Origin of the sequence: Micromonospora sp. WMMD1082 (assembly GCF_029626175.1) — a bacterium.
In the GTDB taxonomy this organism is placed as follows: domain Bacteria; phylum Actinomycetota; class Actinomycetes; order Mycobacteriales; family Micromonosporaceae; genus Micromonospora.
Window position 1 is genome coordinate 1936882 of record NZ_JARUBM010000002.1, and the last position, 25794, is coordinate 1962675.

General features: G+C 68.5%; 31 protein-coding genes and 4 tRNA genes. 17 read left to right on the forward strand and 18 right to left on the reverse strand.

Annotated features, from left to right (window positions below):
- Positions 1 to 610 precede the first annotated feature (610 nt).
- The 14 genes from rplL to O7615_RS09180 all read right to left on the reverse strand — a co-directional run bounded on the left by rplL (position 611) and on the right by O7615_RS09180 (position 9972).
- On the reverse strand, positions 611 to 1000 hold the full coding sequence (rplL, locus tag O7615_RS09115; protein ID WP_278176935.1) for a 50S ribosomal protein L7/L12: 390 nt from the start codon (positions 998 to 1000) through the stop codon (positions 611 to 613).
- A gap of 55 nt (positions 1001 to 1055) precedes the next feature.
- Positions 1056 to 1601 (reverse strand): 50S ribosomal protein L10, encoded by a 546-nt coding sequence (gene rplJ / locus O7615_RS09120; RefSeq protein ID WP_278176936.1) that lies wholly within the window; start codon positions 1599 to 1601, stop codon positions 1056 to 1058.
- 394 nt (positions 1602 to 1995) lie between these two features.
- Positions 1996 to 2712 (reverse strand): 50S ribosomal protein L1, encoded by a 717-nt coding sequence (rplA, locus tag O7615_RS09125; protein WP_278176937.1) that lies wholly within the window; start codon positions 2710 to 2712, stop codon positions 1996 to 1998.
- A gap of 83 nt (positions 2713 to 2795) precedes the next feature.
- Positions 2796 to 3227, reverse strand: a complete 432-nt coding sequence (gene rplK, locus O7615_RS09130; protein ID WP_278176938.1) for a 50S ribosomal protein L11 — start codon at positions 3225 to 3227, stop codon at positions 2796 to 2798.
- Positions 3228 to 3431: 204 nt separating this feature from the next.
- The gene (gene nusG, locus O7615_RS09135) at positions 3432 to 4154 is read right to left on the reverse strand and encodes a transcription termination/antitermination protein NusG (RefSeq protein WP_278176939.1); all 723 of its coding nucleotides are present in this window, start codon (positions 4152 to 4154) and stop codon (positions 3432 to 3434) included.
- Between the two features lie 38 nt (positions 4155 to 4192).
- Positions 4193 to 4558 carry a preprotein translocase subunit SecE gene (secE, locus tag O7615_RS09140; RefSeq protein WP_278176940.1) on the reverse strand — a complete coding sequence of 122 codons (366 nt, stop codon included), beginning with the start codon at positions 4556 to 4558 and terminating at the stop codon, positions 4193 to 4195.
- Between the two features lie 211 nt (positions 4559 to 4769).
- A tRNA-Trp gene (locus O7615_RS09145) sits at positions 4770 to 4842 on the reverse strand.
- 126 nt (positions 4843 to 4968) lie between these two features.
- Positions 4969 to 5361 carry a MaoC family dehydratase gene (locus tag O7615_RS09150; protein ID WP_278176941.1) on the reverse strand — a complete coding sequence of 131 codons (393 nt, stop codon included), beginning with the start codon at positions 5359 to 5361 and terminating at the stop codon, positions 4969 to 4971.
- Between the two features lies 1 nt (position 5362).
- Complete coding sequence (locus tag O7615_RS09155) at positions 5363 to 5809, reverse strand: MaoC family dehydratase N-terminal domain-containing protein (RefSeq protein WP_278176942.1); 447 nt, start codon at positions 5807 to 5809, stop codon at positions 5363 to 5365.
- Between the two features lie 126 nt (positions 5810 to 5935).
- Positions 5936 to 6103, reverse strand: a complete 168-nt coding sequence (gene rpmG / locus O7615_RS09160; protein ID WP_007073056.1) for a 50S ribosomal protein L33 — start codon at positions 6101 to 6103, stop codon at positions 5936 to 5938.
- 132 nt (positions 6104 to 6235) lie between these two features.
- Positions 6236 to 6308 (reverse strand) — tRNA-Met (locus O7615_RS09165).
- Positions 6309 to 6332: 24 nt separating this feature from the next.
- Positions 6333 to 6405: transfer RNA gene (locus O7615_RS09170), tRNA-Thr, on the reverse strand.
- A gap of 92 nt (positions 6406 to 6497) precedes the next feature.
- Positions 6498 to 9026 carry a bifunctional diguanylate cyclase/phosphodiesterase gene (locus O7615_RS09175; RefSeq protein WP_278176943.1) on the reverse strand — a complete coding sequence of 843 codons (2529 nt, stop codon included), beginning with the start codon at positions 9024 to 9026 and terminating at the stop codon, positions 6498 to 6500.
- 862 nt (positions 9027 to 9888) lie between these two features.
- A tRNA-Tyr gene (locus O7615_RS09180) sits at positions 9889 to 9972 on the reverse strand.
- Between the two features lie 148 nt (positions 9973 to 10120).
- Between O7615_RS09180 and O7615_RS09185 the strand changes: the two genes are divergently transcribed.
- The 3 genes from O7615_RS09185 to O7615_RS09195 all read left to right on the forward strand — a co-directional run bounded on the left by O7615_RS09185 (position 10121) and on the right by O7615_RS09195 (position 11647).
- Positions 10121 to 10615 (forward strand): YajQ family cyclic di-GMP-binding protein, encoded by a 495-nt coding sequence (locus O7615_RS09185; protein ID WP_278176944.1) that lies wholly within the window; start codon positions 10121 to 10123, stop codon positions 10613 to 10615.
- Positions 10616 to 10817: 202 nt separating this feature from the next.
- The gene (locus tag O7615_RS09190; protein WP_278176945.1) at positions 10818 to 11438 is read left to right on the forward strand and encodes a mobilome CxxCx(11)CxxC protein; all 621 of its coding nucleotides are present in this window, start codon (positions 10818 to 10820) and stop codon (positions 11436 to 11438) included.
- A 23-nt stretch (positions 11439 to 11461) separates the two neighbouring features.
- Positions 11462 to 11647, forward strand: a complete 186-nt coding sequence (locus tag O7615_RS09195; protein WP_278176947.1) for a hypothetical protein — start codon at positions 11462 to 11464, stop codon at positions 11645 to 11647.
- A gap of 598 nt (positions 11648 to 12245) precedes the next feature.
- On the opposite strand, the gene O7615_RS09200 is transcribed toward O7615_RS09195, so the two are convergent.
- Positions 12246 to 12995, reverse strand: coding sequence for a glycosyltransferase family 2 protein (locus O7615_RS09200; RefSeq protein ID WP_278176948.1), 750 nt, complete (start codon positions 12993 to 12995; stop codon positions 12246 to 12248).
- Positions 12992 to 13783, reverse strand: a complete 792-nt coding sequence (locus tag O7615_RS09205; RefSeq protein ID WP_278176949.1) for a GntR family transcriptional regulator — start codon at positions 13781 to 13783, stop codon at positions 12992 to 12994. Before O7615_RS09205 ends, O7615_RS09200 begins: the two co-directional genes overlap by 4 nt.
- A gap of 154 nt (positions 13784 to 13937) precedes the next feature.
- Between O7615_RS09205 and O7615_RS09210 the strand changes: the two genes are divergently transcribed.
- The 14 genes from O7615_RS09210 (at position 13938) to O7615_RS09275 (ending at position 23283) form a co-directional block, all read left to right on the forward strand.
- A complete protein-coding gene (locus O7615_RS09210; RefSeq protein ID WP_278176951.1) occupies positions 13938 to 14255 on the forward strand; it encodes a hypothetical protein in 318 nt (105 codons plus the stop codon).
- A 304-nt stretch (positions 14256 to 14559) separates the two neighbouring features.
- Entirely contained in the window at positions 14560 to 15444 is an 885-nt protein-coding gene (locus tag O7615_RS09215; protein WP_278182028.1) for a hypothetical protein, read from the forward strand.
- A gap of 88 nt (positions 15445 to 15532) precedes the next feature.
- Positions 15533 to 16396 (forward strand): FtsK/SpoIIIE domain-containing protein, encoded by an 864-nt coding sequence (locus tag O7615_RS09220; RefSeq protein ID WP_278176952.1) that lies wholly within the window; start codon positions 15533 to 15535, stop codon positions 16394 to 16396.
- Positions 16393 to 16602 (forward strand): hypothetical protein, encoded by a 210-nt coding sequence (locus O7615_RS09225; protein WP_278176953.1) that lies wholly within the window; start codon positions 16393 to 16395, stop codon positions 16600 to 16602. Before O7615_RS09220 ends, O7615_RS09225 begins: the two co-directional genes overlap by 4 nt.
- Positions 16603 to 16687: 85 nt before the next feature.
- Positions 16688 to 17131, forward strand: a complete 444-nt coding sequence (locus tag O7615_RS09230; protein WP_278176954.1) for a hypothetical protein — start codon at positions 16688 to 16690, stop codon at positions 17129 to 17131.
- On the forward strand, positions 17128 to 17430 hold the full coding sequence (locus O7615_RS09235) for a hypothetical protein (protein ID WP_278176956.1): 303 nt from the start codon (positions 17128 to 17130) through the stop codon (positions 17428 to 17430). Before O7615_RS09230 ends, O7615_RS09235 begins: the two co-directional genes overlap by 4 nt.
- Before the next feature lie 29 nt (positions 17431 to 17459).
- A complete protein-coding gene (locus O7615_RS09240; RefSeq protein WP_278182029.1) occupies positions 17460 to 17837 on the forward strand; it encodes an RRQRL motif-containing zinc-binding protein in 378 nt (125 codons plus the stop codon).
- Positions 17834 to 18121 (forward strand): hypothetical protein, encoded by a 288-nt coding sequence (locus O7615_RS09245; protein ID WP_278176957.1) that lies wholly within the window; start codon positions 17834 to 17836, stop codon positions 18119 to 18121. Before O7615_RS09240 ends, O7615_RS09245 begins: the two co-directional genes overlap by 4 nt.
- On the forward strand, positions 18108 to 18848 hold the full coding sequence (locus O7615_RS09250; RefSeq protein WP_278176959.1) for a hypothetical protein: 741 nt from the start codon (positions 18108 to 18110) through the stop codon (positions 18846 to 18848). Before O7615_RS09245 ends, O7615_RS09250 begins: the two co-directional genes overlap by 14 nt.
- On the forward strand, positions 18845 to 19114 hold the full coding sequence (locus O7615_RS09255) for a hypothetical protein (protein WP_278176960.1): 270 nt from the start codon (positions 18845 to 18847) through the stop codon (positions 19112 to 19114). Before O7615_RS09250 ends, O7615_RS09255 begins: the two co-directional genes overlap by 4 nt.
- Positions 19114 to 20913: a replication initiator gene (locus O7615_RS09260; RefSeq protein ID WP_278176961.1), complete on the forward strand. Its 1800-nt coding sequence runs from the start codon at positions 19114 to 19116 to the stop codon at positions 20911 to 20913. Before O7615_RS09255 ends, O7615_RS09260 begins: the two co-directional genes overlap by 1 nt.
- A 22-nt stretch (positions 20914 to 20935) precedes the next feature.
- The gene (locus tag O7615_RS09265) at positions 20936 to 21124 is read left to right on the forward strand and encodes a helix-turn-helix domain-containing protein (protein WP_278176962.1); all 189 of its coding nucleotides are present in this window, start codon (positions 20936 to 20938) and stop codon (positions 21122 to 21124) included.
- Between the two features lie 14 nt (positions 21125 to 21138).
- Positions 21139 to 22353, forward strand: coding sequence for a site-specific integrase (locus O7615_RS09270; RefSeq protein WP_278176963.1), 1215 nt, complete (start codon positions 21139 to 21141; stop codon positions 22351 to 22353).
- A 297-nt stretch (positions 22354 to 22650) separates the two neighbouring features.
- Positions 22651 to 23283, forward strand: coding sequence for a CueP family metal-binding protein (locus tag O7615_RS09275; protein WP_278176964.1), 633 nt, complete (start codon positions 22651 to 22653; stop codon positions 23281 to 23283).
- Positions 23284 to 23462: 179 nt separating this feature from the next.
- On the opposite strand, the gene O7615_RS09280 is transcribed toward O7615_RS09275, so the two are convergent.
- Together O7615_RS09280 and htpX are read right to left on the reverse strand one after the other, a co-directional pair.
- The gene (locus O7615_RS09280) at positions 23463 to 24722 is read right to left on the reverse strand and encodes an MFS transporter (RefSeq protein WP_278176965.1); all 1260 of its coding nucleotides are present in this window, start codon (positions 24720 to 24722) and stop codon (positions 23463 to 23465) included.
- A 162-nt stretch (positions 24723 to 24884) separates the two neighbouring features.
- A complete protein-coding gene (gene htpX, locus O7615_RS09285) occupies positions 24885 to 25760 on the reverse strand; it encodes a zinc metalloprotease HtpX (RefSeq protein WP_278176966.1) in 876 nt (291 codons plus the stop codon).
- Between the last annotated feature and the right edge of the window lie 34 nt (positions 25761 to 25794).

Consider the following 25794-nt stretch of genomic DNA (forward strand, 5'->3'; position numbering starts at 1 on the left):
TGCACTCCAATGACCCCACCAGAAAATATCCACAAACGGACATTTCCGAGCAGGGGTCAAGTCGGAAGGCAGCGCAAACTAGCAGTGTAGCCGAGAGGCTAACCGCTGTCCAGCCCACCCCGCAGGTAGTTGCGGAACGCGCCTCGGGACCCTCTGAACGGGTCGCACCGGGCCGCTCGGAACGCAACGTTCCTGCCGGGCCGCTCGGGTCTCTCAGCGGCGGTGGTGCTGCCGCTGCACTTACCCGCGCGGTGGCCGTCGCAAGCGCGGAAGGTCTTGCTGATGTCAGCGTGCCTGGCAGCCCAGGGCCGCGTCAAGGCCCGTTGTTGCCATCAGGCGCTCTTTCCCGCCGGCGGGCGGTCCGCCGGCACCGTCGACGGGCCGGGCACCCGTCTCGACGCCCCTGCTCATGACGGCACTCCGCTGCGCTCCGTGCCGCCATGAGGCACCACGGCGCTGTACTCGATGGATTCGCTCGCTGCGCTCGCTCATGCCCACTGCCGGCGGGTCCACCAACACGGCGGGCGGCGATCCAGGTGTCGGATCGCCGCCCGCCGCGACGTGGTGTGCCCCGACTCACGTACGCCGGGACGGCCAGGTGGGGCTCAGGTCACTTGAGGGTGACCTTGGCGCCCTCGCCCTCCAGCTTGGCCTTCGCCTTCTCGGCGGTCTCCTTGTTGACCTTCTCCAGGATGGCCTTCGGCGCGGACTCGACCGCGTCCTTGGCCTCCTTGAGGCCCAGGCCGGTCAGCTCGCGCACGACCTTGATGACCTGGATCTTCTTGCCACCGTCGGCGTCGAGGATGACGTCGAACTCGTCCTTCTCCGGCTCGGCCTCGGCGGCGGCGCCACCGCCGACCGGGGCAGCCCCGGCCACGGCGACCGGAGCGGCCGCGGTGACCTCGAAGGTCTCCTCGAACTGCTTCACGAACTCGGAGAGCTCGATCAGCGTCATCTCCTTGAACGCGTCGAGCAGCTCGTCAGTGCTGAGCTTCGCCATGTCTGGCGTCCTTTCCTGAATGATTTACCTAAGAACGTGGTGACGCCGTACGGCCTCAGGCCGCCTCGGCGCCCTCCTTCTCGCGCTTCTCCTGCAGGGCAGCCGCCAGGCGGGCGGTCTTCGACAACGGGGCCTGGAACAGGGCCGCGGCCTTGCTCAGGTTGCCCTTCATCGCACCGGCCAGCTTGGCCAGCAGCACCTCACGGGACTCCAGGTCGGCGAGCTTCGTGACCTCGGCCGCGGAAATGGCCTTGCCCTCGAAGACGCCGCCCTTGATGACGAGCTTCGGGTTGGCCTTCGCGAAGTCGCGAAGCCCCTTCGCCGCCTCGACGACGTCGCCCGAAACGAAAGTCAGCGCGGTAGGACCGGTGAACAGCTCGTCGAGGCCGGAGATGCCCGCGTCCGCCGCAGCACGCTTGGCCAGCGTGTTCTTGGCGACCGTGTAGGTCGACTCCTTGCCGAGCGAGCGCCGCAGCTGGGTCAGCTGGGAAACCGTCAGACCGCGGTACTCGGTCAGCACGGTGGCACCCGCGCTGCGGAAGCTGTCGGTCAGCTCAGCGACGGCCGTGGCCTTGTCGGCCCGGATCGGCTTGTCCGCCATGTCCCTCCTCTCTCGTTGCTCGAGGCTGGTCACCGCCGCAGGCGATCGCCTGTGACGATGGCGGAGGTGGCGCGGCAACAGAAAAGCCCCGGCGCAGGGCGCTCGGGGCGAGGCCGGCGGAGATCACCGTGGTCGGCGGACCACAGGACGCTGCCGATGTTCGCTTGCCGCCCTGCGCGGGTCGCCCGTCTTCGCGGAACCTTCGACCGTGCCGGAGCACGGTGACCAGCGGTCTCTGGGTGGAACCTCATACATACAACATGTACGACGCTACGAAGCGTACGTGACGCCACCTGCTGCGCCAAATCAGTGCGGAGTGGGCCCGCCCACTCCGCACTGCACAGAGCGCGAAGGGCCCCGCCACGAGTGGCGGGGCCCTTCGCGGAGGTCGTGCTCAGCCCTCGGCCGAGCCCTCCTGCAGGTTCTTCACCACGTTCGGGTCGACCGGTACGCCCGGCCCCATGGTGGTGGTGAGGGTGACCTTCTTGAGGTACTTGCCCTTCGCGGCGGACGGCTTGGCCCGCAGCACCTCGTCGAGGACGGCCGCGTAGTTGTCGACCAGCTGGGCCTCCGAGAAGGAGGCCTTGCCGATGATCAGGTGCAGGTTCGAGTGCTTGTCCACCCGGAAGGTGATCTTCCCGCCCTTGATGTCGGACACCGCCTTGGTGACATCCATGGTCACCGTGCCGGTCTTCGGGTTCGGCATGAGACCGCGCGGGCCCAGGATCCGCGCGATCCGGCCGATCTTGGCCATCTGGTCCGGCGTGGCGATCGCCGCGTCGAAGTCGAGCCAGCCGCCCTGGATCCGGGCGACCAACTCGTCGGTGCCCACCTCGTCCGCACCCGCGGCGACGGCCTCCTCGGCCTTCGCGCCGGCGGCGAAGACGATCACGCGGGCGGTCTTCCCGGTGCCGTGCGGCAGGTTGACCGTGCCGCGGACCATCTGGTCCGCCTTGCGGGGGTCGACGCCGAGGCGCATCGCGACCTCGACCGTGGCGTCGAACTTGACGGAGGTGCTCCCCTTGGCCAGCTTGACGGCCTCGGAGGGGGTGTAGAGCTTGGACCGGTCGATGGCCTCGGCGGCCTTGCGGTAGCCCTTGCTGCGCTGCATCTTCTGTCTACTCCTGTGGTCTCTGGCGGGCCGCGGTGCTCGCGTGCCCTCCCACGATCCGTACGGTTCGGTGGTGGCCGGCGTCAGTCGGTGACGTTCAGACCCATCGACCGGGCGGTGCCGGCGATGATCTTCTCGGCCTGGTCGAGGTCGTTGGCGTTGAGGTCGGCCATCTTCTTCTCGGCGATCTCACGCAGCTGGGCGCGGGTCACCGAGCCGACCTTCTGCGTGTGCGGGACGCCCGAGCCCTTCTGCACGCCGGCGGCCTTGATCAGCAGCCGGGCGGCGGGCGGGGTCTTCAGCACGAAGGTGAACGTGCGGTCCTCGTACACGCTGATCTCGGCGGGAACGATGTCGCCCCGCTGCGACTCGGTCTGCGCGTTGTACGACTTGCAGAACTCCATGATGTTCACGCCGTGCTGACCGAGCGCGGGGCCGACCGGCGGCGCCGGAGTGGCCTGGCCCGCCGGCAGCTGAAGCGTGAACGTCTTGACTAGCTTCTTCTTCGGAGGCATGTCTCTTCCTGGGGCTTGGAGCTGGGAATGTTCACACGACACCGCCGTCGGGGCGCGCACGGTCAGCGCGGGACGACAGCGGCGACGTTCTAGGGTAGCGCAGGCCAGGATCGGCCCGCCCACGGAGGTGACCGGACGGGCGAACCGGGCAGAACGACAGCGACCGCTGGCGACGGGATCTCCCCGACGCCAGCGGTCGGCAGATCAGATCTTGGCGACCTGGTTGAAGTTCAGCTCCACCGGGGTCTCCCGGCCGAAGATCGACACCAGCACCTTGAGCTTCTGCTGGTCGGCGTTGATCTCACTGATCGTGGCCGGCAGGGAGGCGAAGGCGCCGTCGGTGACCGTCACCGAGTCACCGACCTCGAAGTCGAGGACCTTGATCTCCGGCTTGGCCTTCTTCTGCTCGGTCTCGACGGCGGGCGCCAGCCACTTGAGCACCTCGTCGAGGCTCAGCGGCGCCGGGCGGTCGGCCCGGTCCGTGGCACCGACGAAGCCGGTGACCCCCGGAGTGTTGCGCACGCAGGAGTAGGACTCGGCGGTCAGCTCCATCCGGACCAGGATGTAGCCGGGGAAGACCTTGGCCTGGACCTGGGAACGCTTTCCGTTCTTGACCTCGACCTCTTCCCGGGTCGGCACCTCGACCTGGTAGATGTAGTCCTCCATGTCGAGGGACGTGATCCGGGTTTCGAGGTTGGTCTTGACCTTGTTCTCGTAGCCGGCGTACGAGTGCACCACGTACCAGTCACCCGGCGCGTAGCGCAGCTTCTGCCGCAGCTCCGCGACCGGGTCGAAGTCCTCGTCGGGCTCGGGCTCGGTCATGGCGAACTCCGGCTCGTTGGCGGCCTCGACCGACTCGTCACCAGCCGCCGTCGCCACCGTGGACTGCTCGTCCGGTGTCTCGGCGGTCTCGTCGTACTCAGGCACGCTCGCTCACTTCCGTCACTATCGGCACAGTCAGCCGGTCAGCTGGGGTTGCCGAAGACCCACAGCACGCCCTTGGCGAAGGCGTAGTCGAGGAGGGCCACGATCGTCAGCATCACCGCGACGAACGCGATCACCACGCCCGTGTAGGTCAGCAGCTCCTTGCGGGTCGGCCAGATGACCTTACGCAGTTCAGCCACGACCTCGCGGACGAAACGCGCGATGCGGCCGAACAGGCCCACCCTGTCGCCCTCGGTGCGCGTCCTCGACCGCTCGCGGGTGGCGGTGCCGCCCCCGGCGACCGGCTCCTCCGCGTCGGTGGCGTCGTCGGCAGCGTCACTGACGACGTCGTCGTTCAGGCGGTCGTCGTCGTCGGCGTCCCCGCCGCGCCGCTTGTTGTCGGCCACTTCGCCCTCCGTCGCGGGATGTCGGTGTCGCACGCGGTGCGCGTGCGCGGCGCTTGGTCACGCCGGCCGGACCAACCGTCCCGGGACGGGCCGCGGCCGGCGGATCGACCGGGTGGGCCCGATGCCTCGGAACCTCCCTGCCGATGCCACCACCACGGGCCGGGCGCCACCGAAAGGCGGCGCGACCCACGGAACGGTCAGGCCTGAGGCGCAGGGGTGACAGGACTTGAACCTGCAGCCTGCGGTTTTGGAGACCGCTGCTCTGCCAATTGAGCTACACCCCTGTGCGGCAACGCTCGCCCCACCAGGCCACAGGACCAGGCAGGGGTCACTTGCCCCACGGCGGACCAGTGTACGGGTACCGACCCGACTTTCCCAACCGGTCCACCCGACCCGCCGTGCGGGCCCGGTCAGCCCGGCATACGCACGGTCGCCCGCGCCTGCGAGAGCACCTTCTCACCGAGGCAGGTGGCGGTGATGTCGAGCCTGGTCAGACCGTCCTCGGTCACCTCGCGGACCACCGCGGTCACCACGATCTCGGTGCCGGTGTCGTCGTCGGGAACCACCACCGGACGGGTGAACCGCACGTTGTAGTCGACCACCGCGTCGGGCCAGCCGGCCCAGGCGGTGACGGCCCGGCCGACGAGCGCCATGGTCAGCATGCCGTGGGCGATCACGCCGGGCAGACCGACCTTGGTGGCGAACCGGTCGCTCCAGTGGATCGGGTTGAAGTCGCCCGAGGCACCGGCGTAGCGGACCAGGTCCGCCCGGGTCACCCGGAACGTCTGGGTGGGCAGATCCATGTCAGGCCTCCCCGCGTACGACGAGCTTGGACCAGACCGCGACCACCGGCTCGCCGGCGGTCGTGCTGACGTCGGTCCTGGTGGTCAGGAACTCGTGACCGCCCCGGCTGGTGATGTCCTCGACGGTGTTGACACAAACGAGTTCGTCGCCGGCCACCACCGGCCGGTGGTACGCAAACCGCTGGTCGCCGTGGACGACCCGGCTGTAGTCGATGCCAAGCGCCGGGTCCTCGATGAGCTGACGGCTGGCGGCCATGGTCAGCGCCACGGGGAAGGTGGGCGGCGCGACCACATCCGGGTGGCCCAGCGCGCGGGCGGCCTCCGGATCGTGGTGGGCGGGATCGGCGGCGCCGATCGCCGTGGCGAACTCACGGATCTTCTCGCGGCCCACCTGATAGGGGGCGGTCGGCGGATAGGTCCGGCCGACAAAGGAGTGGTCCAGGGACATGCCCGCGAACCTACACGCACAGCACGATCGCCGATCCGAGCGGTGGGCGACGGCTCGGGGCCGCGCCGTCCGTCCGGACCGGCGATCGTGATACGTGCGGAGCCGGGCCGATCGGCCCGGGCTGGTTCAGCGCGTCTCGCGGTGAACGGTGTGCCGACCATCCCGGGGGCAGAACTTCTTCAGCTCGATGCGGTCCGGGTCGTTACGGCGGTTCTTGCGCGTGATGTAGTTGCGCTCCTTGCACTCCACACACGCCAAAGTGATCTTCGGCCGGACATCGGTCGCCTTCGCCACGGCGGAGTGCCTTCCTCGCTAACGGATACAACTACGGCGCTAGAGACTACGCGCCACCTGGTCGAACACGCAAAGTGGGCGCCTGTGGCGCCCGTCCCACCGGCCACGGAGATCCTCCGAGGCGGACGAGAGTAGCGGTGGCCGGACTTGAACCGGCGACACAGCGATTATGAGCCGCTTGCTCTGCCATCTGAGCTACACCGCCGCGGTGGGCCCAGCCGGACCCTTGAGCCCCCTTACGGAATCGAACCGTAGACCTTCTCCTTACCATGGAGACGCTCTGCCGACTGAGCTAAGGGGGCCTGCACGATCCACTTGGTGGCGCGCAGAGGTAAGACTACACGGCCCCACCGTGCTGGTGAAATCGGATCCCCACCGGTGGCGCACGCCCAGCTCAGGGCACCGCGCGCAGGCGCGGCAGCTCACTGTTGGAGATCGACTCCGGGTCGACCTGGGCGCCGAACCAGGCTTCCAGGCGCTCGTACGGCAGCGGGCGGCTGAACAGGAACCCCTGGCCGACCTCACAACCGATGTCCTGGAGCAGTTCCAGGGTCAGCTCGCTCTCCACCCCCTCGGCCACCACCGTGAGACCGAACTGCTGGGAGAGCGTGACGACGGCGTTGACGATCGCCAGGTCCCCCGGGTCGGTCGCCATGCCCTGCACGAAGGAGTGGTCGACCTTCACCTCGTGCACCGGCAGCCGGCGCAGGTGGGCCAGCGACGAACTACCGGTCCCGAAGTCGTCCACCGACAGCCGGACCCCCAGGTCACGCAGCCGTCGCAGGGTCGGGATGGGGCGCTCGGTGCCGTCGAGCACGCCAGCTTCCTCGATCTCCAGGGTCAGCAGTTGTGCCGGTACGCCGTACTCGTCCAGCAGCTCCCGTACCCGCTCCGGAAAATGCTGGTCGGTGAGCGTACGCGCGGAGAGGTTGACCGCGACGGCGAGCGACTGGCCGCCGTGCGCCCAGTCCCGGCTGTGCCGCAGCCCCTCCCCGAGCACGAACTCGGTGAGCCGGCCGAGCTGGCCGGTGTGCTCGGCGACCGCGACGAAGTCCTCCGGGGCGACCGTGCCGTGCGTCGGGTGCTCCCAGCGGGCCAGGCACTCCACCCCGACCAGCCGGCGATCCCGCAGTGTCACCTTGGGCTGGTAGTAGACCTCCAACTCGCCGCCGTCGAGCGCGCTGCGCAGATCGCCGGCGAGCCCGAGCCGGCGCAGCGACCGGGACTCCAGCGACGGGCTGTAGAGCTGCACGCTTCCCGGCACCGCCTTCGCCGAGGTCGCCGCCACGTCCACCCGTTGCAGCAGGGTCGCCGGGTCGCTCCCATGATCCGGGTGCACCACCACCCCGACCGCGGTGTCCACGTCCAGCGTGAGGGCATCGAAGACCATCTCGTCGCGGATCTGCTCCCGCAGCTGGCCGGCGAGCTCGACCGCCGCCTCGGCGCTCTCCAGGCGCAGGGTCACCAGGAACTCGTCACCACCGGCCCGCCCGACCAGCGCGGCCGACGGTACGCAGCCGCGCAGCCGGTCGGCGACCTCGATGAGAACCTTGTCCCCCGCGGCGTGACCGAGAGACTCGTTAACCTGCCGCAGCCGATCGACGTCGAAGAGCAGCAGCGCGACCACCTCGCCGGGGGCCCGGATCCGGACCGCTTCGGCCAGCGCCCCGAGGATCCGGCGCCGGTTGGGCAACTTGGTGAGCCCGTCGTGGTACGCGTCGTGCCGCAGCCGGTCGACCAGGCGGGAATTCTCCAACGCCACCGCGGCGTGCGCCGCGACGGTCTCGAAGACGGTGACGTCCGAGGTGCGGAAGAAGTTGGTGTCGCCCAGCCGGTTGGCGACCTCCAGCGTGCCTATCACCGCCTTGCCCGACCGCAACGGCACGACGATCACGTCCTTCACCACCGCCGGATCGAGCGCCCCGCGCAACTCCGGATCGCCCCCGAGACGATGGCTCACCACCACTGTCTCCTGGCGCGCCATCGCGGCATCGCGCAGTGCCGCCGAACTGGGCGTGGAGTCCAGCAGCCCGGGTTTGCCCTCCTGGGCGGTCAGCAGCACCTCCGGGTGCCGGCCCTGCGCGGGTAGCCACAGGGTGGCGTACTCCGCCTGCATCAGGCTGCGGATCCGCACCAGCAACGCGTCGATGAGGTTCCCGTCTGACCCGCTCTCGCTGATCGCCTTGGTGAGTTCGTACATCTCCGAGAGCGTGCGGTGCTGCCGGAGAAACTGCGCGTACGAGCCGTAGATCAGGGCAAACGCCATGGCTAGTCCGGCGAAGAGCAACACGGCCCAGGGGGTGCTCTCCAGCGCAATGATGATCAACAGGCCGATGCAGAGATTGACTGCGCCGGCGAGCAGCATCGAGGGGGCGGCGCGGATCACCTCCTGCCCGGCCGGCCAGCCTTGCACGACGGTGAACACGGCCGCCATGGCGGCGAGGCCGACCACGATGTGAGTGGCGATCGCGGCCATCAGGACGGCCCAGGTGGCCGGTCCCACGCCCTCCGGCTGCGGCAGAACGTAGTGGACGACCGTGGCCAGAGATGTCGCGGCGGCTGCGAGGGCGACGTTGAACCAGAACTTGGCCGGCAGAAGCCGCCGCCGCATCTGCACCACGAGTGTGGCGACCGTGAATGCCACCACCACCGACAGGGGCGGAAGCAGGTGCAAGGCGACGACCAGGGGAATCTCGGTGAAGAGGATGCCGAGTGCCTGGCGACGCACCACGATGTTGATGGTGGGCATGGCGGCAGCGATCATCGCCACCGTGAGCAGTAGCGTGAGCGGCAGCTCGCCAAGAGCGGGATCGACCGTTACGGCGAGCAGCAAGGAGACGACGATCGCGCACAGCGCCAACGGCCCGGTGATGAACCAGGCGTGTTCCGTCCGCCGACGAGCAGGGCGCAGACGAGACGTCATGGATCCCCTTGCGGCGTCGGTCTCAGTGGGCGCCGGAGGTTGCCACCCCGGAGCGATCGCCCGTCAACGCAACACTGAGTTCAGCGTCGGCATCTGCCAGTCAACCCCACTCGTCCTGAACTCACTCTCAGTAGCCGTGCTTGTCGCGACTATCAGGCCGAGGATCAAAGCGAGGGAGCCGAGCAGCCGGCCCAAGCGTTGAGCAGACATTAGGTGCTCCTGGTGGGGTGATGAGAGTACGTGTTGGGGGCCCTCCGATGGTGCCACAGCAGATCGGTTGCTGGAAAGTTCACCGAGCCCGTGATAGCCCAACGGTCGCCGCGCGTCGCACCACCATACCTACCGGTCGACCATCCGGGCAGGTCAGAGCCGACGAGCCGGCAGCTGGGCAGGAAGAAGAGGCCAACCTCGCATTAGCTTCCTTAGGCGGCGAAGCGGATCTTGCGGACAATCGAGCACTGTGGAGAGGCGCATCCACTCGGACGTATCGTGCGCCCTCCACTACCGCCCGCCACGCCGGCGCCCGCCCTCGGGCGCGGCACCCGTGGGTGGGGCCCTCATCCCGGCTGCCAGAGTAGGCGGGATGCACCAACCCAGCTACCCCCATGAATGTCCAACACGGCTCCCAGCACCCCGGGCCGCCAACTGAGCTCCGTCAACCTCACCGGAGGGGGTCGGGCGAGGTATCGAACATCATGGCTTGCAGCCTAGACATCGCCCGCCCGCTCCGGGCTCCCCGTCGATCTCACGACACGTATACGACACAGCCGGCGAGATCGAGCGGGCCAGGACGGGACTAGGTGAGACCCACGAGAACGGCCCCCGATCAGCGTCTCTGCTGGTCGGGGGCCGTTGTCGCACCTGGTGGCGGGTAGAGGATTCGAACCTCTGTAGCTTTCGCGACGGATTTACAGTCCGCTCCCATTGGCCGCTCGGGCAACCCGCCATGGCGTACCCCCGCACCGGGGCGCGGCGGCGGAAGCAAGGATAGCGGCTCCGCCCGCCGACGCCGCAACCGGGTACCGTCAGGGGATCGCACCCCTGGGCAACAGGGGCTAAAGATCACAAACCGGCCGGACAGCAGGAGTATGAGCATGGCAGCGAACCCGTCTTTCGACATCGTGAGCAAGGTCGACCGTCAGGAGGTCGACAACGCCCTCCGCCAGGCGGAGAAGGAGCTCGGGACGCGGTTCGACTTTCGGGGCACGGGTGCGGGGATCTCCTGGTCGGGTGAGGAGGCGATCAGCCTTCAGGCGGAGACCGAGGAGCGCGTACGCGCCGCGCTGGACGTCTTCAAGGAGAAGCTGATCAAGCGGAACATCTCGTTGAAGTCGTTGGACGCCGGCGACCCCCGCCCGTCGGGGAAGGTCTTCAAGATCGATGCCAAGGTGATCCAGGGGATCGACCAGGACAAGGCCAAGGCGATCAGCAAGAAGATCCGCGACGAGGGCCCCAAGGGCGTACAGGCCCAGATCCAGGGTGACCAACTGCGCGTCACCGGCAAGAAGAAGGACGACCTCCAGTCGGTCATCGCGCTGCTCAAGGCCGAGGACTTCGGTGTCGCCCTCCAGTTCACCAACTACAGGTAAGGCGACACCAGCCGACCTGGCTACCGGGTCGACCACACCTCGCCACCTGGGCATATGTCGTCACCAGTGGTCGTTGTTCGTCGTTTACAATCAGCCGCCGACGGCCTGGTCACGGCCTACGCCCATGCCTGCGCCCTGGCACTTCACGTCGTATCCCCGAAACGCCCCACCTAAGCTAAGTCGCAGACAGGACAATGCAATCGTGACCGAGAAGTCACAGGAAGAGAGTGGCGGGCAACTGCTTTCCAAGCGTGAGCTGCCCTCCGAGGACGCGATGCGACAGGAGTGCTGGAACAGCGCTCTCTACGCTTTTGGCACGTCCTACGTGTTCCAGGAACGGCAACGTTGGCTCCAGAAGAAGCTTCTGTGGATTCAGTACTCCGGCATCGCCATCCCGGTGGTGATGGGAACCACCATCATGTCGTTCGGCGTAGAGCTCTCGTGGCTGCCAGTGATGATCGCCGTCGCGAGCATCCTTCTCGGCGTCCAGCTTGTGCTGTCCCTCTGGTCAACAATGGCGCACTGGGTTGAGCGACTCGCCTACACCTACGAGTCAGTGGCCGCCAACGACACCCTCTCTCGACGCTACTCCGAATTAGCTCGGACGCCACCAAAGGGCGCGCGATTCCGCAACGAGTTGGAGATAATGAGGGTTCAAGACTCCGCGCGCCGCGACTTGGATATACGACAGCATCTGTCCGAAAAGGAAAAGCGACGCGGCATGCATGCTGCACTAAGGCAGTTTGGCAGAGCCTGCGCAACGTGTGGCGTCGTTCCAACGACGTTTAAGCCCAGTAAGTGCGATACGTGTGGGAATTTCTAGATCGTGGAGAGACGAGGTGCCTGATGGACCGCAGCGTACAGTTCGTTTTTAATGGATTCTTGAACCTGAGTGCCACCCAGCGGCAAGAACTTCTTCGCGAGGTGAACCAGTTCTACAACGACAACCAGCGCGTTCAAGCATCAAAGGCCGAGGAGTTTCGCGTGGTGTTGGGTCCTCTCAGCTCGGGCTGTGTCTGCTGCGGCCGTTAGGCCCAGCCAGCTGTGGCACCTCCCATCCCGTCTGCCGTCGACCCGCCCGTCTGGGGAGCAGGCCGCCGCCCGGCCCGCCACGTCAAGCGGACCTTGACGCACGGTCGGACGCTGGCGGGTCGGGCGGCGGTCTGCTCGGCTCGCCCGGGTCGATGGCAGGCGGGATGGCCTACCGCAACCGCCCACGGACCCGGCCGCGGCCGCGGCCGACGATCTTCGGCCATCCTGGAGTCGTTGCGCCCCCGCCGGAGGCGCAGTGACCGCGACCGGTCGCCGCCGCGACCCGCCTACGCGGACCGGGCGTGCCCTCACCTGCGCCGCGTCGCTCCGGCGCGGCACGGGCGGCTGCCGGCGACGAACCTCCACCGCTCCCACACCCATCCCGTCTGCGGCGGCCCCCGGGTTTCCGCCAAAAGCGCCAGCCGAGGGCACCGGGCATGATCGCCCGGCCATCCCCCGGCCGGGCGATCATGACGCCCTATCGGCGGCGCGTGCGGCCCGTCCAGGGCCGCCTTGAAGACGTACAGAAACTTTGAACCACATCGCCGGCTGCCGGCCGGCTCCCGTTCGGTCTGGGCCAACCGCCGGGCTTCCAGGATCAGGCGCTGGCGGTGCGGAAGGGCGTCTGCAACGCGATGGCACGTGCCTCGATGAGTTGCATGCGGAGCTGCCATTCTTCGGTCGCGGTCCAGTCGCTCTGGGCGGTGATCTGGTCGGAGTGCTTGCGGTACAACAGCCCGGGTTCCGCGATGAAGGATCCGTCGGTCACGACTGACGCGGCGAGCAGTAGGCCGGTGTCCTCCCCACCGGGTAGGGCCATCCATCCGCCAAGGGCAAGTGCGAGTTCGCGTCGGATGCACAGCGTCGCGGGGTGAACCGGGAGCCGGTATCCGTTGTCGCGGAAGTAGGTCAGTACCTCGCCTTGCTGGAGGGTGCCATCCGGCGGGTCGGCGTGTTGCCATCCGATCGTCGATCCGTCGGGCATCAGGTCGAGCACGCTGCATGTGGTCCAGCCGATGTCGGCCTGGCTGGCAAGTATCTCGATCTCGCGGGCAAGGGCGCCTGGCGTGAGTTGGTCGTCTCCGTCCAAGACTCGCAACAGGTCGCCGTCGCTGCGGGCCATGGCCATGTTGCGGGCGGTTCCTGGACCGCCTGGTTTGCCTGTCCCGCTCAGGATGCGTGGGTCGTTGGGTAGGGAAGCCGCAACCTTGCCGGTGCGCCCGTCCTCCTGGACTAGCCACTCCCAGACCCATCCGTCCGGCAACTCCTGCGATCGAAGTGATTCGTAGGCATCGACCAGGTAGGGGATGCTCGGCGGGTGGACCGGGGTGATGACGGAGACTTTCACTCGGACCACCGTGCGAGCTTCGTGGTGTAGACGAACTCGGTGCGGTCGCCGGGCAGTACGACGTTCGAGACTTCAACGACGCAGTCTTTGGTGTCGACGGAGATCTTGCGAAGAATGAGCACTGACACCCCTGGTGGCAGCTTCAGGGCTTCGGCTTCGTCCGCCGAAGGCGGCCGTGCGGTGATCTCGTCAACGATCCGGTCTAGCTCGATGCCGATGGTGAATAGCTGGTTTTGCGTTCCGCCGGGCCATGGCTCGTTGTTGTCGTCAAGCAGTGCGGGGTTCTCGGCAACCACGTCGTAGACCATGTAGGACGTGTTGAGGCTGAGTGGCACCTTCTCCTTGCGCGAGCTTGTGCGGTAGGTGCGCTCAAGCATCTTGGCTCCGACAGGCACGCTGAAGAGTCGGGCCAGCTCGGCGCTTGCCGGCACGGTTCGGTATTCGGCCGCAAACTCTAGGTCCTGCATGATGAGTCCGGTGTCCCGCTCTGTCGCTCCTGTGCGGCGTCGCTGGGACTCGGGCAGTCGGGCTCGGTCCTTCTCCCACTGGTACCGCTCCGGAGAGCGTCGCACTCGCTGCCGTGGTGCCCGAACGAAGGTGCCTCGACCATGCCGACGGTCGACCAGACCTTCTGCCTCTAGGGCATCGAGTGCTTGCCGGACGACAGGCAGGCTGACTTCGTAGTCAGCCTTCAACTTCTGCTCGTTCGGCAGTCTCGCTCCGGGCGCGAGTTCTCCCGAATGAATCTTCTCGCGCCATTCTGCGGCGATTCGATCCCATTTGGCCATGTCTTCACACTCCCTCGTGTCTGCCTTCAGTTTAGGTCTTCATGAAGTCTTGACGGGATTGACTGCCCGTCGTACGTTGTCTACACGTCTTCATGAAGACATGAAGACCAAGGAGTGCATCGGCAAGCGATGCCCCAACAGACAGGAGACAGCCGTGAAGCTGTACGTGGACACCAAGGCGAAGCAGGTGACGGTGTCGAGGGACCCGGAGCCGAAGAACGACCAGAACGGCAATCAGCGGTCGGAGAAGGGAACGGGCCGGCTCATGTGGTCCACCCAGGTCTTCGTTCTCGACGAGAACGGCGGTGAGGTCATCACCATCACCACGGCGGGTGAGAAGCCGAGCGTGATGGTGGGGCAGCTCATCGAGGTCGAGCAGTTGGAGGCCATCCCGTGGGCGACCAACGGGCGCAACGGCGTCGCGTTCCGTGCGATCTCGCTGAAGCCGAAGGCTGGTACCTCGGCCAAGTAAGTCCCTCGCACAGCGTGCTGTGTGACGTCTCGTGGTGTCTTATCCGCGCCTGCGCGCGTAGCGGCCTGAGGTCCGCTGATCCATCAAGTTGAAGAACGGTCCGGGAGTGGTTCCGACTCCTACGCTCCCGGTCCGGTCACCACCTGTGGTGGTGGCATCCCCGCTAGAGCTGGCGCGGGGTCGGTCCGACTCCTACATCTGCCGACCCCGTGCCCTCCAACTCATCCACCCCTTGTGCAAGGGAGGAATCGTCGTGTCCAAGTCTAGCCCCCGCCGTCCCTTCGGTGGCAGAGGCACGGGAACGGTGACGGTCATTGAGGCCCGTGTTCACCGGTCCTGGGCCAGGAATGCCCGGATGGCGTTCGTCCTGACCGCCGCTGTCGCCGGTCTGCTCGCGGCTGTGGTGGCCGCTTCGTACATGCACCCGATCCTTGCCCTGTTCGTCGCCGTTGGCGTCGGCGTCCCCCTGGGTGGGATCGTGTGGGTGCTGGTTCGTATCTGGCCGGTGATCCGGCTGCTGTGGTGGTGGACCCCGGAAATCGGCCTCGTCGGCCTGCTCCTGGTCGGCTGGGTGCAGCTCGCCTCCCACACCCCCACCCTGATGACCCTGCTCGTGGTCGCCCTGGTCGTCGGTGTTCCGGCCGCTGTTCCGCCCATCCGGCGTCAGATCGTCGCGTGGGCGTGGTGCCTGGTGGTGCGGCATCGGCTGCGGGTGTGTTTCGCGCAGTTCATCATCGCCAACCAGTCCGGCTCGCTGCCGCTGATCCTGTGGGCCACCCCCACCCCCGTCGGCGAGCGGGTGTGGGTGTACCTGCGTCCCGGCCTGTCGGCCAAGGACCTGGAAGGCCGGCTCGACAAGATCGCCGTGACCTGTCACGCCTCCACCGTGCTCATCGAACGGGCCTCGGACGGCAACGCCGCCTATGTGCGGTTCGACATCAAACGCCGCGAGGTACTCACCGCCACGGTCGGTTCACCTCTGGTCGATGTGATCGACCCGGACACCCCGACTGTTGAGCAGGCACCTGCGGTGGTGCCGACCGCTCTGGACCTGCCCGACGTGCAGGCCCCGACCATCATCCTCCCCAAGCAGGGTGATCGAAAGCCGGCCAAACCTGCCGCCGCTGCCGCCAACGGCAGTACTCCTGCCGTGTCGGCGGATGTCGACGACGTTTCCGACTGGATCTAACCCACCACTTCACTCCTGGACGCGAGGAGCCCTGCGGGCTCGTTCGTGTGGCTTCTCGCGCCCACTAACGCCCGAAGGAGGGCACCCCATGTCCGTCGTCACGGAACCGGCTCCGGTGCCGGTGGGTCCTGGCCTGTCGATGTTCGACCCCATCTTCATCGGCATCGACGAGTTCGGCCAACCCGTCTACATCACCCTCGCCTACCGCAACCTCCTCGCCGGAGGCGAACCCGGCGGAGGCAAATCCGGCCTGCTCAACTGCATCGCCGCCCACGCCGCCCTCTCCGTCGACTCTCGCCTCGTCCTCCTGGATGGGAAGTTGGTCGAGCTGGGGCAGTGGGAAGACTCCGCCGACGCGTTCATCGGCCCCGACATGCCCGCCGCGTTGGACGTCCTGCGACGCCTTCAACTGGTGATGAACAACCGGTACGCGTGGCTGCGCGCCCACAACCGGCGCAAGGTCACCGCCGCCGACCGCCTGTCGGTCATCACCGTCCTGGTCGACGAGATCGCCTTCTACTCCGCCACCGTCGGCGCCAAGCAGGAACAGGAAGAGTTCGTCGCCCTCCTGCGCGACCTGGTCGCCCGAGGACGCGCCGCCGGTATCCCCGTCGTGGCCGCTACCCAGCGGCCGTCGTTCGACATCATCCCCACCTCGTTGCGGGACCTGTTCGGCTACCGGGCCGCGTTCCGCTGCACCACCCCGAACAGCTCGAACATCGTGCTGGGTCACGGGTGGGCCGAGCAGGGCTACTCCGCTACCGACATCGCCCCCACCAACCAGGGCGCCGCGTACCTCATCGCTGAGGGCGGTGTCCCCCGCCGGATCAAGGTCGCCTACCTGACCGACGCCCAGATCGCCGGCATCGCGGACTACGCCGCGTGGATCCGTCGGCCCGGCACCCTCACCGCCCCGTCCGGCTCTCCCGCCGATTGGGGGATGGCGGCATGACCACCCGCGAACGCGCCTACGCCAAGGCCAGCAACCAGCGCTTCAACCAATTCACCGAAATGTGGATCGTCGGCAGTCCCGAGGGCCTGGCCGCGATGATCCAGGCCGCCCGCGCCACGGGCCGACTCGTCTACATCTCCGCCCCGCAGCTCATGGGCGGTGACGACACCCGCCACCGCCGCTACCTGCGGCTCCGCAACCACTGAATCGGCCGACAGGACCAGGTCATCGCCTGGCAGCAGAGCTGGTCCTGCCGACCTCCACCAACAGCCTCGAAAGGACGTGGCTGCCATGAAGGCTACCCACAACCCACCCACCCCGGCACAGGTCACACCCGCTGACCTGCTACGGATGGCCGCCCTCTACCTGCGCCGGCACGGCTGGCACCAGGGCACCTACTACGCCCCCACCAACACCCCCACGGCCACCCCGCCGGCCTGCGCCGCCGGGGCCATCGGCATCGCCGCCGCCGGCCACCGCGTCGAGCACTTCTCCCAACTCGACCCCGACGCCCTGGGCGACTACCTCGCCGCACTCGGCGCGTTCGTCGACTACCTCGACACCACCGAACCCCTTTTCCTCATCGACGAAGACGGCTACCTCATCGACGAACACACCTCCCCCTACTCGTGGAACGACAGCCCCGGCCGCACCTGCGAGCAGGTCATCACCGCCCTTGAGACGGCTGCGGACGAGTGGGACCACCTCCACACCACCGGAGGTGAAACCCGATGAACACCGTCAAGAAGCCCTTGACACCCTCCGTCCCGCGACAGAAGCGGCGGGATGTCGTCGAAAACACCGAGTTCGCCGCCTTCGCCCGCAGGATCATCCGCGCCCACGGCCGCCGCGTCGCCACCGGCGATGTGGAAGCACTCCGCGACCTCGTCAACCTGTCCGCCGACATCGACCAGGCCATCACCGACGCCGTCATCGGCCTCCGCGCCTTCGGCTACTCCTGGGCCGAGATCGGCAACCGGCTCGGCATCACCCGCCAAGCCGCCCAACAACGCTGGGGCGGTGGTCAGCCGTGACCGACCTGCGCAGCCGCGACCTCGACGAACTGACCAACCGCACCGGTATCCGGGTCGAGTTCTACGACCCCACCGGCACCCGCTACGGATTCCCCACCTTCCCCTACCGCATGGCCCCCACCGGCCTGGCCACCCTGCGCCAGTTGCGCGCCGCCGGCCTCCGCCCCGGTGGTCATGACCCGGTCGCCCAGATCTATTGGCGACACCGCAAACAACGCCGAGTCGCCTACCTCTACCGCCTCGATTGGGCCAAGCCGAAGCGCACCGCCACCCCCGCCCAACGGCAGGCCATCGCCAAAGCGCTACGTGCTCGGCGCACCTGCCGTGTCTGCGGCCAGGTCAAGCCCTACTACATCCCCCGCCGCTACGGCGAATGCCTCGACTGCCACGAAGGGAACCCATCGTGAGCTTCCTCAACGACTCCTGCTCGTGGTGCATCGAGCAGAACACCCCCGCCGGCATTCACGACATCCTCGGCCCCGTCTACATCCCCTGCCCCGCCTGCCTCGGCCGCTGCCAGCTCTGCGAAGGCGAAGGCCTGTTCCCGGCCGACTTCACCTGCCTGCCCTGCTTCCGCCAGCAGATGGCCGCGCTCGGCCTGGTGCCGATCATGTGCGCCCACTGCTCCGGCGTCGTCGACCTCATCCCCACCGACCGCCTCCCGGAGGTGATCCCTCATGGCGACCACTAACCCGCCCTCGTGGGCGGCACGCATGGAGGGCGTCGTCCTGGTCCTCATCGTCATCTTCGTCGGCCTCGCCGCCGGAGCCGCCTCCTTCACCCACGTCCACGACTGGACCATGGCCAACAGCCCCGCAAACACCCCGGGCTGGTTCGGATGGGCCAACGCGGTCATCTCCGAACTCGTCCCCGTCGCCTGCCTGCTCATCATCCGCCGCCGCCGACGCCACGGCGGACCCATCGGCTACCCCCTCGTCCTCCTAGTGGCCTTCGCCGGTTTCTCCCTCGCCGCCCAACTCGGCGTCGCCGTCGGCAAAGTCGGCCCCACCGGATGGTTCCTTTCCGCCATCCCCGCCCTGGCCTTCATGGCCCTGGTCAAACTCGTCCTCGCCCCCGTCCACCACGACAACCCGCCACCGGCATCCATGCCGGTCGAACCGATCCGGGTCCCGGCCGCCGAGCAGGCCGTGACTGAGCCGGTAGCACCGGCCGCTATCACCGCACCCGAACCGACTCCGGTCCCCACGTCGGTCGTTGCGCCGGAGCCCGGCACCGTGCCGGCCGTCACGCCGGTCGACGTTCCTACCCACCTGCTGCCGATGGCCCGCTTCTCGGCCGTGCAGCACGAACAGGCCACCGGACGGGCCATCACCGCCGCCGAGCTGGCCGACCGACTCGACGTCACCCCGGTCACCGCCGGGCAGCTCCTCACCACCCTGGCCGGTGGTGCCCGATGACCATCTACCTCGTCGACATCGAGCACGTCACCCACACCTGTCCCGCCAACTCGGAGCCGCATCCCTTCGACACCCGCCGCACCATCGTCGACGTCATTCCCGGCGGTCCCTGCCGGACGCCGGTCACCATCCGCTGCGGCAACGTCATCACGCAGATTCCCTGTCACCGGCATGAGCCGGCCAAGCGCCAGTGCGGCGCCTGCCGCATCATCGTGCGCGAACGCACCATCACCACCCGCCCCCACACCCTCGGGGTTGCGGCTTGATGGCGTCGACGCTGGAACTCACACCCCGCGCTTCGGCCCGGGGTGTGGGCTCGAACGCCGACACCACCGAACCCGTCTACGACTACACCGCCGCCGGCTCCGCCTACCTGCGCGCCACCCGCCCGGACTACTACGGGTGGCTGGACCACGTCCGCGCCGCCGCCGGCTGCACCCGCCCCATCCGCCTCGCCGGCCACCTCCTCACCGTCGAACCCTCCACCGGCCGGGTCCTCGATCAGCGGCACACCGACGCCATGCCCGACGCCGCCATCTACACCGCCTGCGGCAACCGCCGGGCAACCGTCTGCCCGTCCTGCGCGCACACCTACCAACGTGACGCCTACCAACTGCTCCGCGCCGGCCTCGTCGGCGGCAAAGGCGTCCCCGAGACGGTCGCCGCACATCCGGCGGTGTTCGCCACCTTCACCGCCCCATCGTTCGGCACCGTCCACGCCCGGATCGTGCGCGAGCACACCTGCGGCGATCGGCGACGCTGTGACTGCCGGCCTGAACCCTGCCACGCCCGCCGCGCCACCGACCAGGCCGCCGGACTCTGCCCCCACGGCCGCGCCGCTGTCTGTTGGGCTCGTCATGAGTCCGGTGACACCGTGCTCGGCCGGCCGCTGTGCCTGGACTGCTACGACCACGACCACCAGGTCGTGTGGAACCTGTTCTCCGGCGAGCTGTGGCACCGCACCAAGCAAGCCGCGGAACGCTGGCTGGCCAAGCTCGCCCGCCGCCGAGGTGTTCCCCGCGTGGAGGTCGTCACCGTCTCCGGCAACACCCGCAGAGTCCCACCCGTGCGGCTGTCGCCCGGCAAGGTCGCCGAACTGCAGGCGCGGGGAGCGGTGCACTTCCACGCTATCGCCCGCCTCGACGGTGTTGACCCCACCGACCCGACCGCCGTCGTCCCACCCCCGTCCGGCTTCGATGTCGCCGATCTGGTCGACGCGCTGCGGCACGCCGCCGCACAGATCACCTTTCACACCCCGCCGCATCCCGACCGGGCCGACGGTTGGCCGATCTCGTGGGGCGAGCAGGTCGACGTCCGACCGATCAGCACCAGCGGGCATGGTGAGGTCACCGATGGCATGGTGGCCGGATACCTTGCCAAGTACGCCACCAAAAGCACCGAGGCCACCGGGCACACCTCCACCCGCCTGACCACCGACAGCATCGGGGACTACGCCGACCCCGACGGCGACCACACCGCCCGCCTCATCGACGCCTGCTGGCGCATCGGCCGACCCACCAGCATCCCGGTCCTGCTGTCCGAGCGGCCCCGGGAACCTCGACCCCGGCCCGGCTTCATCGACGCCTGGGAGTGCCCCGACTGCGGCACCCACACCCGCTACGCCGCCTGCCCGGTCTGTGTCGCCCACCGTCAAGCCAGCCTTGACACCCAACCGACGAACGCAGCCAGCAGCAACCCCTACGCCCGGCTACGCCGATGGGCACACATGCTCGGCTTCGGCGGCCACTTCCTCACCAAGGCCCGCCGCTACTCCGTCACCTTCCAACTCCTGCGCGACACCCGCGTCAGCTACCGGCGACACGAGCACCACGACCAGGCCGACGAGCACCCCGGCGCGCTGCGCGCTGCCGACCACCTCGACGACGACACACCCCTGATCGTCGGCACCCTCACCTTCGCCGGCGTCGGCTGGCACACCACCGGAGACGCCCTCCTCGCCGCCACCGCCGCCGCCCTCGCCCGCGAACGACGCACCACCGGCCGCGAAGAACTCGCCCACGAACTCAGCTCCATCCCTGCCGGCAGTGCGCCGGCCGCTGCCTGACCCCTCGATCCCGGGAGACAACATGCCCACCACACAGTCACACAAGCTCTGGACCGTCGACGACGTCTCGGCGTACCTCGGCGTTCCGGTCCAGACCCTCTACACCTGGCGTAAGCGCCGCATCGGTCCACCCGCCGGTCGGGTTGGTCGACATCTGCGCTACGACCCGGACGCCGTCCGGGCCTGGTTCGAGCAGCAAGCCGCAGCCTGAGGGAAGGAGCATCGTTGGCCCACGTCGAAGACCGCTGGTTCAAGACCGTTGCTCGCCCCGGGGGGAAGTCGGAGCGGGTCAGAACACCGCTTCATGGGAAGGGGCTTCGGTACCGGGTCCGGTACATCGCACCGGATGGTCGGGAGCGGTCGAAGTCGTTCCCCGACCGGGAGAAGCGAGCGGCTGAGGCGTTCCTCGTCTCCGTGGAGTCGGACAAGCTGCGCGGCACCTACATCGACCCGGCCGCCGGGAAGCTGACCTTCCGGCAGTACGCCGAGCAGTGGTTGGCCGCGCAGACCTTCGACGAGTCGACTCGTGAGGCAACGGAGCGGCGGCTACGTCGACATATCCTGCCCTACCTCGGCGGGCGGACTCTGGCCACGATCCTGCCGACTCACCTGCGGGAGTTGGACCGCTCGTTGCAACAGCTCGGCCTGGCGGTCACCTACCGGGTCGTCGCCTACAGCAACGTCGCCACCATCCTCAATGCGGCGGTCGATGACGGCCGTATCCCTCGGAATCCGTGCCATGCGAAGACGGTCCGGCCGCCGAAGGTGCCGCCCCGCAAGGTGGTCCCGTGGTCCCGGGAACAGGTGCTCGCCATCCGCTGCGGCCTGCCTGAGCGCTACCGCGTTGCTGTCGACCTGGGCGCGGGATGCGGCCTTCGTCAAGGTGAGGTGCTGGCCCTGGCCGTGGAGGACATCGACTTCCTCAAAGGCACCCTGCATGTCGTCCGACAGTTGAAGATCGTGGGTAGCCGGCTCGTCTACGCACTGCCCAAGGGACGCAAGACACGGGACGTCCCACTGCCCGCGTCGGTGGGTGCGGCCCTCACCCGTCACCTGGAGGACTTCCCTCCCGTATCGGTGACGCTGCCCTGGGAGGTACCGGGAGGTTCGCCGGTCACGGTCAACCTGGTTGTCCACGGTCGGACCAACGTCGCCATGGATCGCCACACGCTCAACCGGGACTACTGGCACCCCGCCCTGACGGCTGCTGGCATCCAGCCTTCCCGGGCCACCGGCATGCACGCCTTGCGGCACTTCTACGCCTCGGTCCTGCTCGACGCCGGGGAGAGCGTCAAGGCGCTGTCGGAGTACCTCGGTCACGCCGATCCGGGTTTCACGCTGCGCACGTACACCCATCTCATGCCGACGAGTGAGAACCGTACCCGCCGCGCGGTCGACAAGGTCTTCGCGCCGCCCTCGGACGGCCTGGCGACGGCCTAGCGGCGATCATGGGCGTGTTTTGGCTGGTGGCAGGCGGTTTCTCACCAGTTCACCAACTACCGCTGAGCTACGCCGGGAACGGATCCTGACAGGCGGCAACTGCCGCGTGCCGACTCGGAGATCCCGCGCGTCCGACCGGCCGTCCCGCCGGGACGGGACCTTCGCCCTGATACCGGGCTGGCACGGGCGGGCAGCATGGAGGGCGGCGATCTCCCGCGCGGAGGGACGGGCCCGGCCACGGCCGTGCCGCCACGGCGCCGCGCTGGCACGAGTTCCGAGCAACGGTTAGGACTGACTGTGAGACGACAACTGCTCATCGCAACCGTGACCTCCGCCCTGCTGCTCACTGGTTGCGCGACCGGGAGCGGCAGCCCGAGCGTCACCACCCCGAGCGTGCCCGCTTCCGAGTCGCTACCTGCCGAGTCGCTACCCGGCGAGTCGGTGCCCGCCGAGGCCATCCCGCTGCTGTCCGACTACGGCCTCGGTGGGAAGAGCGCGGTGGAGGTCATCGACCACCTCGACCGGCTGGGCGGCGATCAGCGGCCGGCAGACCTGACGGCATCGGTTCGCCCGCAGGAACTGGTGGTCTCGCGCGGCGACGAGAAGTTCAGCATCGGCCTTCCCCAGGACCGCTTCTACCTGTCGGTGGCACCGTATATGGACCGCACGCACGACTGCTTCTACCACTCGCTGACCACCTGCAAGGGCGAGCTGACCGCCCAGGACGTGCAGGTGCGGATCGTGGACCAGAACGACAGGGTGCTCGTCGACGAGGTGCGCACCACGTTCGACAACGGGTTCGTGGGGTTCTGGCTGCCGCGCGGCGTAGCTGGCACCCTCCGGCTGAGCTACGACGGGAAGGTCGGCCAGACGGCGATCTCCACCGGCGACGACGCGCCGACGTGCCTGACCACGTTGCGGCTCACCTGACCCGACCTGCGGCACCGCGACCGCCGCCGGGCGGCCGCCCGGCGCGGGTCGGGTTCAGCGGCCGAAGACCAGCAGCAACAGCACGGTCAGGATCGCGCTGACCAGGATCGAGCCGAGGCAACCCAGCCGGTTCGAGAAGAAGGCGAACACGGCCTACCGCATACCCCGCGATGGGCACATCAGACGGCGGCCGGGGCACCGAGGCGTACGGTGGCGGCCTCCGCGCGGGCGATGGGGCCGGCGGGCAGGGCGGCGACCCCGGCCCCGACGGCGACCGCAGCCCCGGCGAACAGGAAGGCCCAGGGCACGCCGCCGGCGTGGTCGACGATCAGGCCGGAGACGGCGCCGCCGACCGCGCTCGCCCCGACCGACATGGTCACCACCCAGGTGTACGCCTCGTTCAGCATGCCGGCCGGCGAGATCCGCCCGACCAGGGTGTTCTCCAGGGTCAGGGCCGGCGCGATCATGGCACCGCCGACCAGCAGGGCCACGCCCAGCGCGCCGGGCGTCGGCATCATGGCGAAGACGGCGAAGCTGCCCGCGACCCCGGCGAGCAGCCAGGCGAAGAGGCGGGTCATGTTGCGGGCCGGCCGGCGGATGCCGAACCAGAACCCGCCGAACGCGCTGCCGATCCCCCAGACGGCCAGCAGCACGCCGGCGAGGCTGTCCGGGTCGTCCGGGGTGTACCGGGTGGCGAACGCCGGGACGGTCACTCCGGCCGCTCCGAAGGCGATGCCGAGGCTGGCCACGCAGAGCAGCAGCGCCGGGAAGCCGGCGACCCGCAGCGGGCCGAGACCGCGGGCGTGGTGTTCGCGGGCGTGCGGTTGCCAGCCGCGCATGGTGCGGCCGAGCGCCACCGCCACAGTGCCGACCAGGGTCACCGCCGCCGCGCCGATCAGTGCCGCCCCGGCGTCGGCGACCAGGACGAACCCGGCCACCAGCAGCGGGCCGAGCACGAAGACGACCTCGAAGAGGGTGGTCTCCGCGGCGAGTGCGGTGTTGCGAAGGTGGTACCGGCCGGAGTCGACGCTGGTCAGATCGTTCCAGGCGCCCCGGATGGCGGCGGTCATCGGCGGGTACGTCGCGCCGGCCACCGCCGAGGCGAGCAGGATCAGTCCGAAGGGGACGGCGCCGGAGCGGGCCGACCAGAGCAGCCCGACTAGGGCCAGCGGGTGGGCGATCGCGGTGCCGAGCAGCACCGGGGTCGGACCGATCCGGTCGGCGATGCGCCCCGCCACCGGGCTCAGCGCGGCGCCGGAGAGGGCGTAGCAGCCACCGGCGACGGCGGCCAGCGAGTAGCGGCCGGTGACCTGTTCCACCACGAGCAGCAGTGCCAGCGGCGTCATGCCGATGCCGAGCCGCCCGATGATGCCGGTGATCAGCAGCGTCGGTGCGCCGGGAAGCCGCCAGACATCCAGATACCGGCGCAGCCCAGCCACAGCGGACCTCCACGAGATGTAATGAGCGAGAGTCGTTTAGACCCTAACGCCCAGCACCTGGCGGGCAGTACGGTTAGCGCGCTCACACCTGGCCCGCACGACGCGCCGCCCGCGCCGGACGGACCGGACGCGGGCGGCGGTGCGGGTTGGGTACGGGGTGGATCAGCGCTGGTAGCGGACCGGGCCGAGCTGGCCCGCCATCTGCTCCAGCCGGGCGACGCGCTCCTCCATCCGCGGGTGGGTGGCGAAGAGCGCGGCCACCCCACCGCCCCGGAACGGGTTGGCGATCATCAGGTGGGCGGTGCTGGTGAGCTGGCCCTCGGCCGGCAACGGCCGGCGCTGGGCACCCATGTGGATCTTCCGCAGGGCGCTGGCCAGGGCCAGCGGGTCACGGGTCAGCGCGGCGCCGGAGGCGTCCGCCTGGAACTCCCGGCTCCGGCTGATCGCCAGCTGGATGACGGTCGCGGCGATCGGCCCCAGGATGATGGTGAGCAGCAGCACGAGCGGGTTCGGGCCGTCCTCGTCGCTGTTGCCGCCCAACGGGATGAACAGGGCGAGGTTCGCCAGCATGGTGATGATGCCGGCCAGACCGGCCGCCACGCTGGAGATGAGGATGTCCCGGTTGTAGACGTGCGACAGCTCGTGCCCGATGACTCCCCGTAGCTCCCGGTAGTCGAGGATCTCGACGATCCCCTGGGTGACGCAGACCGCCGCGTTCTGCGGGTTGCGTCCGGTGGCGAACGCGTTCGGCTGGGCCGTCGGGCTCACGTACAGCCGGGGCATCGGCTGCCGCGCCTCGGCCGCCAACTCCCGGACCATGTGGTACAGCTCCGGGAACTGCGCCTCGCTGACCGGCTGCGCCCGCATCGAGCGAAGTGCCAGCTTGTCGGAGTAGAAGTAGGTGACGCCGTTCATCACCAGCGAGACGAGGACGGCGATGACCAGGCCGCCACTGCCGCCGAACCAGTAGCCCACCGCCAGGATCAGCGAGGTGAGCAGGCCGAGCAGCGCGGCGGTCTTCAGACGGTTGTGGTGCACGATCACTCCTTCGGTGCACGGATGCGTGGAATCC